Origin of the sequence: Sporosarcina limicola (assembly GCF_014873855.1) — a bacterium.
Taxonomy (GTDB): domain Bacteria; phylum Bacillota; class Bacilli; order Bacillales_A; family Planococcaceae; genus Sporosarcina; species Sporosarcina limicola.
Window position 1 is genome coordinate 1 of sequence record NZ_JADBEL010000028.1, and the last position, 19,700, is coordinate 19,700.

Annotated in this window: 18 protein-coding genes; 1 reads left to right on the top strand and 17 read right to left on the bottom strand. The window is 41.4% G+C overall.

Annotation, left to right across the window (positions count from 1 at the left end; translation table 11 throughout):
* The first annotated feature begins 268 nt into the window (after positions 1 to 268).
* Entirely contained in the window at positions 269 to 1,033 is a 765-nt protein-coding gene (gene pgeF / locus H4683_RS17540; protein WP_192600131.1) for a peptidoglycan editing factor PgeF, read from the top strand.
* A gap of 87 nt (positions 1,034 to 1,120) precedes the next feature.
* On the opposite strand, the gene H4683_RS17545 is transcribed toward pgeF, so the two are convergent.
* The 17 genes from H4683_RS17545 to ssb all read right to left on the bottom strand — a co-directional run bounded on the left by H4683_RS17545 (position 1,121) and on the right by ssb (position 19,643).
* Positions 1,121 to 2,584: a protein adenylyltransferase SelO gene (locus tag H4683_RS17545; RefSeq protein WP_225942192.1), complete on the bottom strand. Its 1,464-nt coding sequence runs from the start codon at positions 2,582 to 2,584 to the stop codon at positions 1,121 to 1,123.
* A 111-nt stretch (positions 2,585 to 2,695) separates the two neighbouring features.
* The gene (gene rlmH, locus H4683_RS17550; RefSeq protein WP_192600133.1) at positions 2,696 to 3,175 is read right to left on the bottom strand and encodes a 23S rRNA (pseudouridine(1915)-N(3))-methyltransferase RlmH; all 480 of its coding nucleotides are present in this window, start codon (positions 3,173 to 3,175) and stop codon (positions 2,696 to 2,698) included.
* A 79-nt stretch (positions 3,176 to 3,254) separates the two neighbouring features.
* The gene (locus H4683_RS17555) at positions 3,255 to 3,419 is read right to left on the bottom strand and encodes a CxxH/CxxC protein (protein ID WP_192600134.1); all 165 of its coding nucleotides are present in this window, start codon (positions 3,417 to 3,419) and stop codon (positions 3,255 to 3,257) included.
* A 168-nt stretch (positions 3,420 to 3,587) separates the two neighbouring features.
* Positions 3,588 to 4,838 carry a S1C family serine protease gene (locus H4683_RS17560; RefSeq protein WP_192600135.1) on the bottom strand — a complete coding sequence of 417 codons (1,251 nt, stop codon included), beginning with the start codon at positions 4,836 to 4,838 and terminating at the stop codon, positions 3,588 to 3,590.
* A 100-nt stretch (positions 4,839 to 4,938) separates the two neighbouring features.
* Positions 4,939 to 5,727, bottom strand: coding sequence for an MBL fold metallo-hydrolase (locus tag H4683_RS17565; RefSeq protein ID WP_192600136.1), 789 nt, complete (start codon positions 5,725 to 5,727; stop codon positions 4,939 to 4,941).
* A 12-nt stretch (positions 5,728 to 5,739) separates the two neighbouring features.
* Positions 5,740 to 6,552: a two-component system regulatory protein YycI gene (locus H4683_RS17570; protein ID WP_192600137.1), complete on the bottom strand. Its 813-nt coding sequence runs from the start codon at positions 6,550 to 6,552 to the stop codon at positions 5,740 to 5,742.
* Positions 6,539 to 7,867, bottom strand: coding sequence for a YycH family regulatory protein (locus H4683_RS17575; protein WP_192600138.1), 1,329 nt, complete (start codon positions 7,865 to 7,867; stop codon positions 6,539 to 6,541). Before H4683_RS17575 ends, H4683_RS17570 begins: the two co-directional genes overlap by 14 nt.
* Entirely contained in the window at positions 7,858 to 9,687 is a 1,830-nt protein-coding gene (walK, locus tag H4683_RS17580) for a cell wall metabolism sensor histidine kinase WalK (RefSeq protein ID WP_192600139.1), read from the bottom strand. The genes H4683_RS17575 and walK overlap by 10 nt, the downstream gene beginning before the upstream one ends.
* A gap of 5 nt (positions 9,688 to 9,692) precedes the next feature.
* Entirely contained in the window at positions 9,693 to 10,403 is a 711-nt protein-coding gene (yycF, locus tag H4683_RS17585; RefSeq protein ID WP_192600140.1) for a response regulator YycF, read from the bottom strand.
* A 212-nt stretch (positions 10,404 to 10,615) separates the two neighbouring features.
* Positions 10,616 to 12,088 (bottom strand): M23 family metallopeptidase, encoded by a 1,473-nt coding sequence (locus H4683_RS17590; RefSeq protein WP_192600141.1) that lies wholly within the window; start codon positions 12,086 to 12,088, stop codon positions 10,616 to 10,618.
* A 368-nt stretch (positions 12,089 to 12,456) separates the two neighbouring features.
* The gene (locus tag H4683_RS17595) at positions 12,457 to 13,743 is read right to left on the bottom strand and encodes an adenylosuccinate synthase (RefSeq protein WP_192600167.1); all 1,287 of its coding nucleotides are present in this window, start codon (positions 13,741 to 13,743) and stop codon (positions 12,457 to 12,459) included.
* Positions 13,744 to 13,881: 138 nt separating this feature from the next.
* Positions 13,882 to 15,237, bottom strand: coding sequence for a replicative DNA helicase (gene dnaB, locus H4683_RS17600; RefSeq protein WP_192600142.1), 1,356 nt, complete (start codon positions 15,235 to 15,237; stop codon positions 13,882 to 13,884).
* Positions 15,238 to 15,249: 12 nt separating this feature from the next.
* Positions 15,250 to 15,699 (bottom strand): 50S ribosomal protein L9, encoded by a 450-nt coding sequence (gene rplI, locus H4683_RS17605; RefSeq protein WP_192600143.1) that lies wholly within the window; start codon positions 15,697 to 15,699, stop codon positions 15,250 to 15,252.
* Positions 15,696 to 17,672, bottom strand: coding sequence for a DHH family phosphoesterase (locus tag H4683_RS17610; RefSeq protein WP_192600144.1), 1,977 nt, complete (start codon positions 17,670 to 17,672; stop codon positions 15,696 to 15,698). The genes rplI and H4683_RS17610 overlap by 4 nt, the downstream gene beginning before the upstream one ends.
* A gap of 12 nt (positions 17,673 to 17,684) precedes the next feature.
* A complete protein-coding gene (locus H4683_RS17615; RefSeq protein ID WP_192600145.1) occupies positions 17,685 to 18,623 on the bottom strand; it encodes a YybS family protein in 939 nt (312 codons plus the stop codon).
* A gap of 204 nt (positions 18,624 to 18,827) precedes the next feature.
* Positions 18,828 to 19,064 (bottom strand): 30S ribosomal protein S18, encoded by a 237-nt coding sequence (gene rpsR, locus H4683_RS17620; protein ID WP_192600146.1) that lies wholly within the window; start codon positions 19,062 to 19,064, stop codon positions 18,828 to 18,830.
* Positions 19,065 to 19,106: 42 nt separating this feature from the next.
* Complete coding sequence (gene ssb / locus H4683_RS17625) at positions 19,107 to 19,643, bottom strand: single-stranded DNA-binding protein (protein WP_192600147.1); 537 nt, start codon at positions 19,641 to 19,643, stop codon at positions 19,107 to 19,109.
* Positions 19,644 to 19,700: the final 57 nt, after the last annotated feature.

The following is a 19,700-nucleotide window of genomic DNA, read 5'->3' on the forward strand; positions in this document are numbered from 1 at the left end:
TAGCTTTGACTGAACTTGGGGATTCACGAAATTCAGGAATAAAACTTCGGAAATAATAAACTAGCTAAATGCGACAACTATGTTGACAACTACCGATAACACTAGTAGGCCAATATGAGGAAAACTATGTATCATACCCGCATCTATAATACATCATAGGTATGGTCTTTTGCTCCTTCAATAAATTTATCTGATTGGATTACTATAATTCCCAGACCTGCCCTATACATCAGCAGTACACTACTATATATTAAAACAAGGTGATGATATGAAAACAAACATTTACGTAAACAATGAAAAATTCATAACAGGAATGACCATGAAGGATGATGCCGAACTTGAACACAACAACATGGCTCTTCATGCCTGTGAAAACCCTGATTATATAGTGGAAAATCGTAAGAAACTAGCTACTTCCCTTCATTGCGAGCTGCACAATTTCGTTTGTGCCAATCAAACACATAGCGCGAATTTCCATCGGGTAACGCTTGATGATAAAGGGCGAGGCGCTGAGCAAATGGACACCGCCATTACGAATACAGATGCCCTATACACCTATGAGCCAAATTTAGTATTATGCAGCTTCACTGCCGATTGCGTCCCCGTGATTTTTTACAATGAAGTGAACGGTCTCATTGGCGTAATTCATTCCGGATGGCAAGGTACAGTCAAAGAAATCTCCTTGAAACTTTTTGAGCATTTAACACAAGTTGAACAATGTAATCCGAGTGATTTACACGTCCAAATTGGTGCAGCGCTAAGCCAGGAAAATTTTGAAGTCGATGAAGATGTGTACTTAAAATTCCAAGACCTTGGCTATGCGGATGATTTTATGTATACCAATGACCACACCCATAAGTATTATATTGACATTCAGCAAACCGTGAAAAAGCAATGTGAGTTGGCAGGAATACCGGCCGAGCAAATTACGATTGATCAGACCTGTACGTATGTAAGCCTAGATGGTTTCTCTTATCGGCAAGACAAACAAAGCGGAAGGCATTTGAGTTTTATTATGAAAAAAGGCGATTGACCAAGTGGAGATAAAGTAACAATCGGTTTTATCAGCAAAATATATTCAAAAAAGCACATCGACTTTATACACCGATGTGCTTTTTTATTAGGTACCGCAAAAGGTTTGATAAGGAGTTGTTGACGCAGGCAATGTGGCGTATTCAGCCTGTTCGGTGGAGTGCATGTAAGGGTTTGAAAGAACACCCAAAAGTCTTTCCATCACGCTGTAGTCTCCATGTTCCACCGCGGCTTCCAGTGCCGCTTCCACCCGATGGTTCCGTGGGATTAGCGCTGGATTGCTGTTACGCATCAACTGATTCGAGGAGGCTTTCGATTCCTGTTGTCTGCCTAGTCTCGCCTGCCAGAGTCCATGCCATGGAGCGAATTCCGGAGTTCCAAACAGGACCGTATCTTCCGGCGTATCAAAAGTTAATGCGCGAAAGGTATTGGTATAATCCGCATGATACTTCTTCATCAAACTGAGGAGTTCATTAATAAAAGCCTCATCTTGTGTCTCTTCATTCAATATCCCCAGTTTTGCCCTCATTCCCGTGAGCCAATTCCAGTGATACAACCCCTTAAAACCCGAAATCTTATCCTGGGCCAGTTGGACAGCCTGCTCCTGGTTATCATGCAACAGCGGCAATAGGGTTTCAGCAAATCGCGCAAGATTCCACCCGGCAATAGTCGGCTGATTACCATAGGCATAGCGACCTTGCATGTCAATGGAACTGAACACCGTTTCCGGATCATAGGCGTCCATGAAGGCGCAGGGACCATAATCGATGGTTTCTCCGCTAATGCTTATGTTATCGGTGTTCATCACCCCATGAATAAAACCAACCAGTTGCCATTTAGCAATAAGCTCAGCCTGGCGCTTGATCACTTCCTGAAGTAGTGAAAGGTATCGGTTCTCATCAGCTTCGACGTCTGGAAAATGACGCTTTAGTGTATAGTCAGCCAGGGTCCGGAGTTCCTCAACTGTGCCCCATTTTGCAACGTATTGAAAGGTACCCACGCGCAGATGACTGGCAGCAACACGGGTCAGAATTGCACCAGGTAGCTCGGTTTCACGGATGACTGACTCACCAGATGTCACCACCGTCAGACTACGGGTGGTAGGAATACCAAGCGCATGCATAGCTTCGCTGATAATATATTCACGTAGCATCGGTCCTAGTGACGCTCGACCATCACCTCCGCGGGAATACGCCGTTCTACCTGAACCCTTAAGCTGAATATCAATCCTTTCACCATGGGGCGTGATCTGCTCGCCTAGCAACACAGCCCGGCCGTCCCCTAACATATTAAAATGCCCGAATTGATGCCCCGCGTAAGCTTGAGCAAGAGGCCAAGCACCTTCGGGAATCTGATTTCCAGCAATCACCGCTACGCCATCCTCGCTTTGCAACGCCTGAACATTCAAACCTAGGGATGTCGCCAATTGATTATTGAGAATGATCAACTTCGGCGAGCGTACAGGGGTTGGGTTGACGTTGGTAAAAAATGATTTCGGCAGACGGGCATAACTGTTGTCTAAGTTCCATCCTGTTTCTTTACTCATTGTCATCGTTTCTCCTTTTCTTCTTTTGTATAATGGTTTTTTCTTTTATGGAACAAAATTCATAAGCTATTTAGTATTTTTTTATAGTGCAACATGGGTAGAAAATTAAAACCTTCTTTACTTATGATACGGCGCCCCATTAATTATCCGAAAAGCCCGATAAACCTGCTCCAGCAAAATCAATTTCATCATCTGATGTGGAAAGGTCATCTTTGAAAACGACAACAGCTCATCCGACCTCGTCATCACACTGTCATGCAAACCAAGTGATCCCCCAATTACAAACACCACTTTACTCCGCCCATACGTCATCAATGAATCCAAATCAGCTGCCAATTGTTCCGATGTTTTCATTTTTCCTTCGATAACAAGTGAAATGACGTAGGCATCTGCTCCGATTTTCGCAAGAATTCGCTCAGCTTCTTTTTTCTTGACAATTTCCATATCAGCTTCACCTAATGACTCCGGTGCTTTTTCATCAGTCACCTCTATCAAATCGATTTTCGCATAGGACCCGAGTCGTTTTGTAAACTCTTCAATGCCCATTTTTAAATACTTCTCTTTTAGTTTACCTACAGTCAAAATTATTATATTCACAAGTTGTCCACCTTTTTTTATTTGTTATAAACAGAACTTATACACATATCCACAATACTTATCTACATCTTGTGTCTACTTATTCGTTCGCCACAACATATAATGCAACCATTTCACAGTAAGCACAGTTTGTGGATAACTTTTCTTCTTCCGCTATCGATTCCATTATTGGAAATTTTCCTTGCTCTGCCACAAAAACATCAAGTGTATGATTTATATGGGTTTCGCAGCTATACAACTTCATCTTTATCCCTACTTTCGGTTTTTTTCTTTTACACAAAGTTATTCACAAATAATTCGATTTATCCACAAAGCGTGAAAATATGAGAAAATCAGGCAGATAGCACTCACTTTGCTATTCTGCCTGATTGTGGATAAGTTTTTATAATTAACTATGTGTACAATTTTATAATTAGAACGAGGTTCCGTTCTTCAACACCATTTCAATTTCCATTAGTTGACCTTCCCGGTACACTTTCATGTGCATGGCGTCGCCCACTTCCTTTGCATTGTACAGATGTTTTCGTAGGCCGACCATGTCTTCAATTTTTTTGCCATCCATTTCTACGATTGTATCATATTTCTTAACTCGCGCTTGTTCTGCTGGTGATTTGGGAATGACATCCGTGATAACGACACCGGCTGTTACATCAGCAGGAAGTCCAAGTACTTCCCGTTGTTGTCGTGCTGGCACATCCCTAAGATCGAGTAATGTGACACCCATCGTCGGCCTGTCTACTACACCCTTCGTTTCAAGTTGTTCTATAATTGGCGTGGCAAGATTGATGGGAATTGCGAGTCCGATTCCTTCGACTGTTGCCTCTGATATTTTCATCGAGTTGATGCCAATCAATTGGCCTGCCATGTTAATAAGCGCACCGCCCGAATTCCCTGGATTAATGGCGGCATCTGTTTGCAGTACATCCGCTTGCCAATCGATTGTTCCATTCTTGTCAAAGTCGATTGGGATGGAACGATCTTTTCCCGACACGACACCGACAGTTACAGAACCTGAAAAGCCAAGTCCAAGCGGATTTCCAATTGCGATGACCGGTTCACCACGTTTCAGTGCATCCGAATCACCGAATTCGACGATTGTAGTAACGTCTTTAGAATCAATCTCAATCACTGCCAGATCTGTCCATATATCGCTAGCAATTAATCTTCCTTCTGTTTTCGTACCATCATCAAAAGTGATTTCAAGTACCTTTGCATCTTCTACGACATGCTGATTGGAAACAATATACGCCTTGTCTCCCTGCTTTTTATAAATAACACCTGAACCCGATCCTTTTTCAGCCGTCTTTTCTGCCGTTGACCAAAAATCGCGGACCGTTTGTAAATTTGACACACCAACAACCGCATTCGCCACTTGTCCAACAATCTCCGTGACATCTGTATTCACATCCACTGAAAGTCGTTTAGTCTGTGTATTTCCTTTTGGCAGTTCCGATTGATTGGATTCCTGTTTTGGCGCACCATTTAGATTCGTCATTAAAAACCAGACAAGGAGTCCCCCGATGACCGCACCAACTAACGATGGCAAAAAGCTACCTTTGCGCTTCGGTGGCTCGGTTGGCAGCCGTGTTGAATAATGCCGTTCATTTTCAGTTATAGGAAGTTCATGCTCTCTTTTTTCAGGATTCTGATTAAATTCGTCCATACTTCTCTCCCTTTCAGCTTCTACTATATAATCTTACCCTATTTACAGAAATTCAAAAATAAAAACCTTACCCGTAGGCAAGGTCCGTTTATATATTGCCCTATACGGTCACAAGTTCAGTCGGCTGATCAGCATCTGTATCATGTAAATGGACATATTCACCCGTAATGATTCCACATGTTTCTAATGTCTGTGTAACACTCATTCTTGCAAGGTCTTTCATATTATTATCTTTGCTTAAATGTGACAGATAGATTTTCGTCTCTTTCTGCTCCACCACTTCGCTCATTGCCACCGCTGCATCCTCATTCGATACATGTCCGACATCGCTCAATATTCTTCGTTTGACCGACCACGGATAGCGTCCCATCTGCAACATACTCACATCATGATTGCTTTCAAAGACAAAGGAATCTGCACCCTTGATATATCCTTTCATCCTGTCACTTACATATCCCGTATCCGTTATAATTGCCAATTTCCTATCTTTTTCATGAAAAACATAAAACATTGGATCGACGGCATCATGCGAAACAGCGAACGATTGAATGTCGATTGAACCAAATGATTGCACCGTTTCCATATCAAATTGAAACCGCTGTTCAAGTGGGATGTTGCCAACAAGACTGTCCATCGCTTGCCATGTCTTTTCATTGGCATAGATCGGTGTCCCATACTTTCGTGCTACAACTCCAATACCTTTTATATGATCGCTATGTTCATGCGTTACAAATATACCATCAATTTGTTTCATGGAACGACCAAGACCCGCCATAAGGCTATCCATCTTTTTCGCACTAAAGCCAGCATCAACAAGAAAAGCATGGTTATCATTCTCAATATAGATTGCATTGCCACTACTGCCACTTGCGAGCACACTAAAACGCATTACAAAAACCTCTCATTCGATGTCCTCTTCCTTTTTTTCAAGCTGGAATTCTATTACTTTACCTTCTATCGCATTGATGAAATAATTTTCAATTTTACCATCTTTCAATTCTACATGGACACTCCACGTTGGAGCAAACACTTGCGTTTCCGTAAACTGAACTAATGTCGAATAACCCAGCTTCATATTTATCACTTTTGAATCCTGTTTCAAATGACCGCGTGAAAATAATGAACCCAGTGCATCTATTGGAGATAGCAAATCTTTTTTATGGTTGAAGGTGACAAACTTCTCAAGCATATGCTGTTCATAATTTATCACTTCGCCTTCTTCATTCCAGTCCAACTTCAACATTGCCTTCTGGTTGAAATAGATTGGAGTATCCTTGACTTGTTGGAAAAATAACGCTTGTTGTTCCTCTTCATTTACTTCCCATAGGATATATTCTCCACCATGAAGGATATATCTTGATAGAAACTCTGTGAACTCGTAGTCCCCTTTAGCATTTCGAACAGTTACCGGAGTCTTCATTTTAGAATGGAGTTCTGTTCCATTCAATACGTTGGTTTTTTGATTCTCAAGACTTTTTAGCTGTTCATCCGTGAATATCAATGCTTTTGCGGATACGAAGGCTGAATCCTTATTCACATGTGGTAATTCCTTGACTACAATATTTTCCAACTTCAGTGATTCCTCGGTTGATGTCTTCCCCATTACCTGCATATTTTGCGTCTCTAAGCTCCGGTTAATATAAAGCGAATACAGGAATACATTCAATATCGAGAATACGATTATGAAAATCGTTTTTGTCTTATTCCAATCCAACCTGTTCACCTCCCGAAAGTTCGGGTGAAAAGCGAATCCATGTACCATTTGCCAGATAGAACCAGGATGGCTCCATGATGAACAATCTTTGTTCCCGATCGTGTTTCATGAAATAACCAGGTATAATTTCTTCAACGGTATCTAAATCCACTGTTTCCGAAGCTCGCAACATCTCGATGACTTCTATTCCTGATTTAAGAAATTTCACATCCGTTTGTAGCGTTAGATCCAGTGTATAGTAGGGTCTCATATAACGGAAGACCAGATTATCTCCCCATACTTGTGTGATTTCGGTAGATCCAGGCGTATCGCCAAAAACCGGCAAGCCATGGACGAATAGCTGGTACTTCACATAACGTTTCTGCGGATTCATATACATATACCTGTATTCATCTGTCCAACCGCCATGTTCATTGACAAATTTAAGCGTATTCAGAAATATCTCGGATGGTATTGCGGTTTCCGAACTTTCCGCAGATGGCAAGACATAATTCAATGTTTTCTTTTCTGTATCCACCTTCATCAATGCATGGTCATCCTGGTACTCCTCATGGTTAGATCCTGATTGGCTTAGTCGAACAGCATTAGGATCGGTAAATAAGGCATCCCGGAACCGAGATGGGACAATTTCCTTTTCATAATATGTGTTCCCGATGACTTCAATAGACGATGCCGGTACTGCTAAAAATGGTGATCTGTCTGGATCCACCTCCACGTATTCCCCGAGACCTCTTCCCCATGTCAAAACAGAGCGGTTAAAAGTTCGATAATCCTCCACCTTCGCCTTTACCTTATACAGATAACCATTGTTCTTTCTACTGATGAAAATGACGTCCATCGAAATACCTGCTGGGTTCCAGTCGACCACAATACGATCAAAGGATGTTTCAGGAATATTGGCATCCGTGATATTTAAAACATTATCAAAAATAGGTAGGGGAACATCACCATGAAAGTAGAGTGTAAGTCGATTCGGTTTCCGCATCAGTGCATCGAGCTTCGCAGCTGAGAAGCTATTATCTGCCAGTGTAAGGTCCGAAAATTCCCACTTTTCAAGCTCTTTCATAACATATTCAATTTCAGTGGAATCATAGGTCCCCTTTAAATTCCCATCAAAATTCAACAGCAATTTATAAGGTTTGATGACCTCATCGATTATCTGTTTTTTAGCAATTGAAATATCGACCGTTGGTAATTGTTCAATTGTTTCATAACGGGGTGTATACGTCCATATTGCAAAGGTGAACAGGAAACTCAGCATGACAAGGATTAAAAGTACAATCGATTTAACTATCTCAATATATTTCAATCCCATTCACCATCCTCCTGAATTTCAAACGGCAACGTGAAGAATATTGTCGTCCCTTCCCCTTCTTCACTCTCCGCCCAGATTTCCCCGCAGTGTGCCATAATCATTTCACGAGCAATCGCTAAGCCCAATCCGGTTCCACCCATCGCTCGTGACCTAGCTCGATCCGCACGATAAAATCTATCAAAAATCCGGTTGACGTTCGCTTTTGGAATACCCATTCCGTCATCCGAAATCATCACCTTAATGAAATTATCCGCCATGATCACACCGAAACGAATACCCCCGCCGTCTGGGGAATATTTCAGAGCGTTAGAAATAATATTATCGATAACCTGCGTCATCTTATCCGCATCGATTTCTACAAATAAATCTAAAGAAGGAAGTAATCGTTTAAAATAGACATTTTGAGACTTTGAAAATTCAAAACGATCAATGATTGCATTGAAAAAATGATTGAATTCAACCCATTCTTTATTCAAATCATAATCTCTACTGTCCATCCGTGATAGTTTCAATAAATCATTTACGAGTCGGATCATCCGCTCTGTTTCGGTTTGGGTCACATGAAGGAAAGACGGAGCAATCTCCTCATTCTTCCACGCTCCATCCGCAAGTGCTTCCAAATAGCTACGCATTGTCGTAAGCGGCGTACGTAATTCGTGTGATACATTGGAGACGAACTCCCGCCTTTCCATATCAATTTTTTCCTGTTCTGTATTATCATGAAGAACAACAATCAAACCATTTACAAAGCCGGTTTCCCTTTGAGTCACCGAAAAATTCACTCGTAAAATATACGGTTGTTCTTGCGTACTAAAATCCAATGCAATTGAATCCTTAATTTGAATAAGATCTTCAAATGTGTACTCTTGCTCAAGACCCAGTATGCTAGAAATCGGTCGATTCAAGACAAGATCCCGTGTCATTCTAAGCATGAGCAGGGCAGAATCATTAATAAGGCTAACGCGACCTTTCCGATCAGTTGCGATGACACCATCCGTCATATTTTCCAATACAGAAGCCAATTTACGCCGTTCACTTTCGGTCGTTGATTGGGACTCTTGTAGTTGGTTTGTTAAATGGTTGAAAGCAATGGCTAGCTGCCCTAGTTCATCATTTCCGTAGACTCGTACTTTCCGAGAGAAGTTTCCTTTTGCCATTGTTTGTGCTTGGCGCCTCATATCAGATATCGGTCTTGTCATAGTCTGCGCAATGAAAATTCCAATGATAATTGTAATTGTCAATGAAACAGCTGTTCCTCCAGCGAGAATATGGTTTATTTCATCGATTTGTTTAAATACCTTTTCAATATTCGATTCCACATAAAGTGTCCCAATAACTTCCTCCCCGACAATTATCGGTTTTGCACGGCCCCATATCCGATTCCTTGATTTTTGTTCAAGGAAGGTAATGTCAAATTCCGCTTCGGATGTGAGAGACTTTTTGACAATATCATCTCTTGTAAGACGACCGACCATTTGCTGATTATCTAATACGGATGTCGCACGTATCTTCTTTTTTGAGTCAATAACCCGAATTTCATTGATATCTTTATCTTCTGAAGTAAAGCCTGAAAGGACGGCCCACAGACTCGTCTCGAGTGTCGGGTCGTCCGCTGTGCGTTCCTTTGTCATCTCCTCACGTACACTGAACTCGACCAGGTTCATGCGATCGACAATCGATGTCGTGAAGTTTGCTTTCAATGTCTGTTCGAGCTCCCTTGCGAAGTAAAGTCCGATAATCTCCATTGCAATTATGATTAACATGACATAGATCAGAACGAACTTCACATGAATGGAACGGAAAATACCAACTTTCTGCATAGCTGTTACTCCTGTTCCGGATCTCTTAAATAATAACCAACCCCGCGCCTTGTCACGATCCATACTGGGTGGCTTGGTGCATCTTCAATCTTTTCACGCAAACGACGAATTGTTACATCGACAGTCCGTACATCGCCAAAATAATCGTAGCCCCATACCGTTTGGAGGAGGTGCTCACGCGTCATTACTTGACCAATATGTTTGGCTAGATAATGAAGAAGTTCAAATTCACGATGAGTCAATTCAATCGTTTCATCCCTTTTCAATACAAGATAAGCATCTGGCTGAATAATAAGATTACCTACCGTGATATTATTATTCAGCTCTTCCTGCCCATCCGAAACTGGTTTCATTTGTCTTCGCAAATTCGCCTTTACACGTGCAATAAGCTCCCGAGTACCAAATGGTTTAGTTACATAATCATCTGCACCCAATTCTAGACCAAGCACTTTGTCAATCTCAGAATCTTTCGCTGTCAACATGATGATTGGAAAGTCATACTTTTTACGGACTTCACGGCATACTTCCATGCCATCTCGTTTTGGAAGCATGATATCAAGCAGCATCAGATCTGGCTTTACTTCCTCTACTAACTCCAATGCCTCTTCTCCATCATACGCACAAAAGACATTAAACCCTTCTTTTTTCAAATTAAACTCCAGTATATCAGCAATCGGTTTTTCATCGTCAACGATTAGAATTGTTTTATTTTGCATAATCTTTTCCTTTCCCGCCCTATTGGCGCCTCTTTCATTGTCCTTTTACTCTATCATTCTTTATACCGATTCGCACGTTCTACAGCAAGAACACCTCTAACTATTTCCCGGGTAATATTTCCTTAAAGACTCATTAATTGTTTAAAAAAGACGATACAAGATTATGTATCGTCCCCATTTCATATTGAACCTGTATTAAAGGAAGTTTCACTTTATCTTAATACGCTTAGCGGATTGATGTTCTCACCATCTTTGAGCACTTCAAAGTGGAGGTGAGTGCCTGTGGATCTTCCTGTCGATCCCATAATTCCGATTTCCGTTCCTTGTGGTACAGTTTGTCCAACCTCTACGTCAATTGAGGAAAGGTGGGCGTACAATGTTTCGTACCCATTATTATGAGTAACAACGATACGATTACCATACGTACTATGCCATCCAGCATCTGTAACAACACCATTATCAGCTACTTTAATGGTGTATGAGGATGGTTGAGCTATATCGATACCCTCATGAACCCTTCCCCAACGTACACCTCTTTGACTTGAAACATATCCTCCATCTGCTGGCCATGTAAATGTACCTGTCCCTCTTGAAGGCATCACTTTTGTTCCGATTACTGTCACTTCATCTTGCGCTTCGACAAGTACTTTTTCTACGGATACTGACCTACCGATAACCTCACCATTTTGTTTTCGAATGAGTTCCGTGACTTCTTTTTCACCATCAGAACCTTGACGAATCACTTTCTTTTCGCCCTTGTATAAGGAGCTGTCTTCTTCAGTTATACTTTTGTGCTTAATCATTTCTTTCTTCATCGTTTCATAATGGACTTCAACTTCTACGTATGGTTCAACGGAGGTGACATTAAGTTCGTCTCCTAATTGAAGAACCGATTCTACTGTAAAGCTGGGATTAAGTTCTAAAAGCTTAGCTGTCGTCATTGTATAAGTTACAGCAATCTTCCCAAGAACATCGCCAGATTGAACAACATACTTCTTTTCGTCAAGTGTCCCTTTGTTAAGAAGTACGAGCGCTTCTTCTAGACTTTTCACCTCTTCAGGAGCTGTTTTCCCTATTTCCGCTTGCACCTTACCACTAATAACGACTTTTGCGATACGGGTTTCATTTTCCTTTAAAGCTGGGATAGGTACAGAAGACACTGTGCGGGCTTCGAATTCACTAAGCTCCATTTCATGTACAGATTGCAATTTCAATCTCCGGATTACTTCATCATATGCTCTCATATCACTGACATAGAATTCATGTTTTCCGTCAATTGTAATACCGACTGCTTCTGCTTCCACAGTAAGCATTTCATGAAGTTTTTCAAGAACGATTTCATCATCTGTTCCGGCTGTAAATACTCGTTCTGGAACAACTGAAAGATCTGTTCCTATCGTAAGTGGGAGATTTTCAAATTCGGAGGCCGCCTTTTGTAGTTCTTGTTCTTTCAATTTTTCAAGCTTTGCTTCGTCGGATAAGATTCCTATATACTTACCTTCCGAATAGATATGGAATACAGTCAAAAGGCCTGAATTTTCCCCTTCATTTGCAAAACCTACATTTATCCCCAATCCCACTAACATCAAAGTGATGACAAGAACTTTTTGAACTTGCTTAAGAGGTTGTTTCAACTTGGACAAGGTTGTTTCCTTTTCACCCTGTTCACTTTTCTTATAAATCATGATAAGACTCCTTCCGTTTTTCAACCGCAAGACTGGTAGAGGTCATTACTCATAGTGCATATTTTTCACGCTTCTTTAATCTAACATATCCTACCCAATCCTTGTAGTGTTGTAGACCATTGTAATGACATTGTATAATAACATCCATTTATTGTTATATATTAGGAGTAAGTATCAAATTTACTCCTTTAATTTTGTTTTTCTAACATATTACTCGACTATTACATTCTTATTTATACATTTAGCGACTTTTTTCTGTAATACTTGTAATAATTATTACTTTTATTGGACGAGAAAAATTATTTCTCTACAAAAAAAAGACATCCTGCATACCGGAAATTTCCGACTACGCAAGATGTCTTTCTTTTTCAACTCCAAACACTCGTAACGATATTCGTCTGATTGCGGTCAGGTCCTACAGAGAATATTGATAGTTGAACGCCTGTCAGCTGGGAGATCCGTTCCAAGTAATGACGAGCATTTGTAGGTAGTTCATTGAGTGATTTACAGCTTGTCACATCTTCAGACCAACCAGGTAGTTCCTCATAGATTGGTTCACATTCTGCAAGGACCCGCAAGTTTGCCGGATACTCAGTAAGAAGTTCCTCTTTATATTTATAAGCTGTACAAATTTTAACCGTTTCTAGCCCTGATAGAACATCAATTGAATTCACCGTAAGGTCTGTCAGGCCACTGACACGTCGTGCATGTCGAATTACAACACTGTCAAACCAGCCAATCCGTCGGGGACGTCCAGTTGTTGTACCGAATTCCTTACCAATTGTTCGAATTCTTTCACCCGTCTCATCAAACAATTCCGTTGGAAAAGGACCGTCGCCGACACGGGAAGTATACGCTTTACAAACGCCAACAACGTGGTCAATCTTCGTTGGGCCAACCCCTGCTCCGATTGTCACTCCTCCAGCAACGGGGTTAGATGAAGTAACGAAAGGATAGGTTCCTTGGTCAATATCCAACATAACACCCTGTGCGCCTTCAAAAAGAACACGACGACCTTCGTCTAGCGCATCATTCAATACTTTCGATGTATCCGTTACGTATTTGGCGATTTCTTGCCCGTAGTTATAATACTCATTCAAAATCTCTTCGATTGTGAACCCTTCTGTTTCATAAAACTTCTCAAACATCCGGTTCTTTTCATTGAGATTAAGTAGTAGCTTTTCTTCAAAAACTTCGCGATCCAACAAATCTGCTATACGGATTCCGACACGCGCTGCTTTGTCCATATAAGCAGGTCCTATTCCTTTGCCCGTCGTTCCAATTTTATTTACTCCACGTCTTGCTTCTTCCACTTCGTCCTGCTTCAAGTGATAGGGCAAAATGACGTGCGCACGGTTGGAAATACGTAAGTTATCCGTATTTACTCCACGATCTTGGAGTCCTTTTAATTCATTTACGAGCGCTTTCGGATCTACGACCATTCCATTTCCTATGACAGATATCTTTTCCTTGTAGAAAATACCTGATGGTACGAGATGAAGTTTATAGGTCTCCCCTCCAAAAATGATTGTGTGCCCAGCATTATTGCCACCTTGATAACGTGCAATCACTTCTGAGTTCTTCGATAGGAAATCGGTGATTTTTCCTTTGCCTTCGTCTCCCCATTGTGTTCCGACTACTACTATTGATGGCATAATTAGCACCTCCGTTAGATGCATTCGCATCCCCATTAAAATACGCTTAATTGTAGCAAGTAAAAGCCACTTCGTCAATCAAAATCACCCAAAAACACGAACGATACAAAGTTATTCACTTCACATCGTTCGTGTTTGTTAATAAACAGCCGACTCGTGCTGACTCCAGTCGATATTGACGAACTTATTATATTCTTTTGCAAAGGCAAGCGTAACCGTCCCTGTTGGACCATTCCTTTGTTTAGCTATAATAATTTCAATCATATTCTGATTTTCTGTTTCTTTATCATAATAATCTTCACGGTAAAGGAATGAAACGATATCCGCATCTTGCTCAATACTTCCGGATTCCCTAAGGTCAGACATCATTGGCCGCTTATCTTGACGTTGTTCAACGCCCCGTGAAAGCTGGGATAGTGCGACTACTGGTACTTTTAATTCTCTCGCGAGTGCTTTCAACGATCTGGAAATTTCCGAAACCTCCTGCTGCCGGTTTTCACCTGGCTTGTTACCACTTCCTGCAATCAGTTGCATATAGTCAATCATAATCATGCCAAGTCCGTGTTCTTGCTGCAAACGACGGCATTTTGAACGGATTTCATTGACCCGGATACCAGGTGAATCATCGATGAAAATACCTGCATTCGATAGGCTACCCATCGCCATCGTCAATTTCCGCCAGTCTTCCGCTTCGAGCGCACCAGTCCTGAGCACTTGCGCATCAATATTTCCTTCAGCACAGAGCATCCGCATGACAAGCTGCTCCGCACCCATTTCCAAACTAAAAATTGCAACGTTCTCATCGGTTTTTGTTGCCACGTTTTGAGCTACATTCAAAGCAAATGCAGTCTTACCGACGGAAGGACGTGCCGCGACGATGATTAGGTCATTGCGCTGAAAACCAGCTGTAATTTTGTCTAAATCACGGAAACCTGTCGGGATACCCGTAACATCCCCTTTTCTCGTATGAAGAAGTTCGATGTTGTCATACGTTTCAACAAGGACATCTTTAATATGCCTGAAGTCTCCCGCATTTTTCCGGTTGGAAACTTCCATCATCTTCTTTTCTGCTTCAGAAAGAAGTGCTTCCACCTCATCCTCCCGTGCGTAGCCGTCTTCGACGATTGATGTAGCAACACGAATCAGACGACGTAGAAGCGCTTTTTCCTCCACAATACGAGCATAATGCACAATGTTTGCCGCGGTGGGAACTGAATTAGCAATTTCCGTCAAATACGAAATCCCACCGACATCTTCCAATTCCTTTTTTGCGGATAATTCTTCTGTAACGGTGACAACATCAATAGCCTGCCCTTTGTCGCTCAAAGAAATCATTGTATTGAAGATTTTTTGATGCGCCGTCCGATAAAAATCTTCTGGCATAAGAAGCTCTGCCGCTGTAATGAGTGCCTGCGGTTCAAGGAAAATTGCTCCGATGACCGACTGTTCCGCTTCATTATTATGTGGTGGGACACGATCGATCATCTGGTTCATCTATTTCTCTCCTTATCCTTCTTCCGTAACATGCACTTTGAGTGTTGCGGTTACATCCGGATGAATTCTGATTGGTACATTCGTGAAACCAAGTGCACGAATTGCATCCGAAAGTTCCATTTTACGTCGATCCACTTTAATTCCTGCATTCTTATTCAAGGCTTCTGCAATTTGCTTTGTTGTAATTGAACCGAATAGCCGTCCACCATCGCCCGATTTTGCTTTCATTTCAACTGTAATGTTGTCAATCTGTTCTTTTAGCTTTTCAGCTTCTGCCAACTCTTCGGCAGCGTTTTTCTCGACCCTTTTTTTCTGCCCTTCAAGTTGACTCAAATTCCCTGGCGTCGCTTCTACTACTAACTTATTTTTTAATAGGAAATTTTGTGCGTATCCTATAGAAACCTCTTTCACTTCACCTTTTTTGCCTTTTCCTTTGACATCCTGTAAAAAAATTACTCTCATTTTGAATTTCCCCTTTCCATTTTTAAATCTAGTATGGATTTCAGCAGTTTTTCAGCCTCTTCCACCGTTTCAACATCCAGTTGACATGCAGCGTTCGTCAAATGACCGCCACCTCCAAGTTCCTCCATTATCAGTTGAACATTCAATTCACCAAGTGAACGCGCACTTATTCCTATTTTACCATCTGCACGGCTCGCGATAACAAATGAGGCGGTCACCCCTTGCATTGTAAGTAGGATGTCAGCAGTTTGGGCAATCAAGACAGTACCATAGATGATGCTTTCTTTCCCTTTTACTATCGCAACTCCTTCATTGGACAGCTCAACCGTTTCAATCAATTTAGCTCGCTGGATATACGTCTCGATATCCTCTTTTAATAGGCGTTGAACGAGTACTGTATCCGCTCCATAGGTCCTTAGATATGATGCCGCTTCGAATGTCCTCGCCCCTGTACGAAGCGTGAAGCTTTTCGTATCGACGATAATACCTGCAAGCAATGCCGTCGATTCGAGCATTGTAAGTTTTTCATTTTTCGGTTGATATTCAATCAGCTCTGTAACCAGTTCGGCTGTGGATGATGCATAGGGTTCCATGTAAACAAGCATCGTATTCTTGATAAATTCTTCTCCACGTCGATGGTGATCGATGACAACAACCTTTTCCGCCTTACCAAGAATCCGATCATCAATGACAAGACTCGGTTTATGTGTATCGACAATGACAACAAGTGACTTTTCCGTAATCATCGATAGCGCATCTTCTGGGCTAATGAACTGACTGAATAGATCTTTTTCGCGCTCGATTTCATCCATAAGTCGTGTGACACTATTGTCCAACTCATTGAATTTGACGACAATATAGCCTTCTATATTATTCATGCGGGCCATTTTCCGAACCCCGATTGCCGCACCTATCGCATCCATGTCTGGCATTTTATGACCCATTATAAAAACTTTATCACTGCCTTGTATGAGGTCACGTAAAGCATGGGAGATGACCCTTGCCCTAACACGTGTCCTTTTTTCCACTGGGTTCGTTTTACCACCAAAAAATTTCAATTTCCCATCAGAACGCTTAATGGCTACTTGGTCACCGCCGCGCCCAAGTACAAGATCCAAACTGGATTGTGCAAGTTCACCCAATTCGGTGAGTGATATAGACCCCACCCCGACACCAATACTAAGTGTAAGTGCAGTGCTTTGCTTGGCTGTTGTTTCACGAATATCATCCAAAATTGAGAACTTTGTTTTTTCTAATTCCATTAATGTAGCCTCATTAAACACGGCGAAGAAACGATCCGAAGCAATCCGTTTGACAAAAATGCCGTTTTCTGTTCCCCATCGATTTACGAGTGACGTAACAAGGGAATTGAGTTGACTTCTTGTCTGATCATCCATTGCTTGTGCAAGTTCATCATAATTATCGACAAGAATAATTCCGATAACAGTGCGATCTGCATGGTAAAGTGATTCTATCTTCAATTGCTCCGTAATATCGAACAGGTAAAATAGTTTCTCTTCCACTTTGTAAAGTATGTTATAGGACCGTTCTTTAATTGTCACTACGTTGTGTTCGGGATTATCGTTCTTTACAATCTGCTGAAATCGCTCGGATAGGCTAAATAATTCATCACCGATAAGTGACACTGAGTCGAAAACCTTCGCAGCATATGGGTTTGCCCACTCTATAATGTTTTTTTCGTTGATAAGGATGATACCAATCGGTAATTCTAGAAGGGCTTCTTCTCCAACTTTCTTCACCCTATATGACAGTGCTTCAATATGCTTCTCCGTTTCAATATAGGTCTGTTCCTCCATCTTCCACGCCGCCCCTGCAGATGCTACAAAAAGGACAGAAAAGAGGAGCCCTAGCCAAAAATAAGATAAGAGTAGTAACACTGCTGCCATTACACCAAGGAGCGACAATAGTGCTAATGGATACCGTATTGTCCGTTTTCTAAAAAAAGATGTCATTGTCCCATCCCCTTATTTTGCCTTATCTTTTCCAATCCAAGCACGGATATTCATTCCTGCATCAAGTATCCCAAGTAACATGGTCACCGGACCTAACAGTATTCCAAAAATCGTTGACATGATAGTCACTATCCGTGATAACTTCATTTCATATATAAAGTAATGAATTAACGAAATACCTTGCAGTAAAAACAGGAATCTTAAAATGACAGTCGCATTTATATAAATCAGATACAGATCTGTTCCCGGTTCTATTTTAACCAGGAGCATTATAAGTAAAATTAGCCCATAAATAATGACGATGAAAATAGGTAACTTCATTCCCCTAAATGGAGGGAATTGTGGAATCTTAATACCGAGACGCTGTACGATTGACAGGTTCATTGTCAGGATGACGAAGGCCAGTAAGAATACTCCGATGATGAAAGTCGATGGGAGAGAATGTTCATAATTCATCAACATCACTTCCGCAGTTTCATCATACTTGGCAGGCAGTCGGCCGTACGTCTCCATCATCAGTCTCATTGCTTCCTGCATTTCCCGTATTCCCTTGAGCAATATATCCAGGACATTGAATTTAAACAATAGTACTGCAACTACATACATGCCCAGCGTTGTAATAAGCAGCGTGAGACCTGATGTCATGTATGTATATAATTTCGTTTTACCTGTCTGTATCGTGTCACCAATGACGAACCCCATCAATCCAGCGATAAGAGCAATCGGCAAAAGTAATTTTCCGCCGACAAGAAGTGATACTCCTATACCCGTCGTCATGATGAGGAATGATGAGGCGCGATCATGTTGTAATCTGTAAAGAATGATTGGCAATGGAATGAATAACACCGTTACTAAGCCAACCAGTGGTACATATAACGATACCGCAATGATGATTGCAAATAGAGCAATCATCATTGCTCCATATGTGATTTTCCTTGTGTTGTCTTGCATAATATAGATTCCTCCGGTCTTTCGTTGGACGACTTTTTTTATCACTTAGTTAGCTTCTAATTTCTATCGATCGATAGTTCTCTTGATTGTATCATGATTATTGTTTTTAAACCAAAAAGGAACGTATGTACTTTATTTATCCGAATAAAAAGACCGCCTTCGTACCGGTTGTGCCGGTTTGATAAGACGGTCCATATTAATAATTTATCTCTCTTCCGAACTGAATGGAAGAAGAGCCATGATACGTGAACGCTTGATTGCAAGTGTCAGTTTGCGCTGATACTTCGCGCTTGTTCCAGTTACACGACGAGGCAAGATTTTTCCACGCTCAGAAACGAATTTCTTAAGCAGGTCAGTATCTTTATAGTCGATGTTTATGATGTTGTTTGATGTGAAATAGCAGACTTTACGGCGTCTTTTACCTCCACGACGTGGTGCCATATCGCATTCCCTCCTTACTAGTTCGTTACAGACATCGGAATCTTAAAACGGCAGGTCATCATCTGATACTTCTATCGGACCGCTTCCTGTCGAAAATGGATCGTCGTCAGTACGTGTATAATTTTGTTGAGATGGTTGTTGATATTGCTGAGTTGGCTGTTGATATTGCTGATTCGGTTGCTGATAGCCAGATTGCTCGTTTTGCTGAGCACCATAGGATGGCGCTCCCTGAGCAGATCCAGACCTGTCAGCATTTGCATTCCGCGGTTCAAGAAACTGAGTGCTATCTGCTACAACTTCCGTTGTATAGACGCGTTTCCCATCTTGTCCTTCGAAGCTACCCGTCTGAATACGGCCATCTACTCCGGCAAGACTTCCTTTTCTTAAAAAGTTCGCGATATTCTCAGCTTGTTTTCTCCAAGCTACACAACTGATGAAATCAGCTTCTTTTTCACCTTGGGCATTTTGAAAAGCTCTGTTCACTGCTAGCGTAAAACGCGTGACAGCAATTCCAGTTTGTGTATACTTAAGCTCTGGATCTTTTGTTAGTCTTCCTACTAAAACAACTCGGTTAATCATCAAATTCAACCTCCCTCATCATTTTGTAAGTTTCAGCTGGTAACGGTTCTATATGAA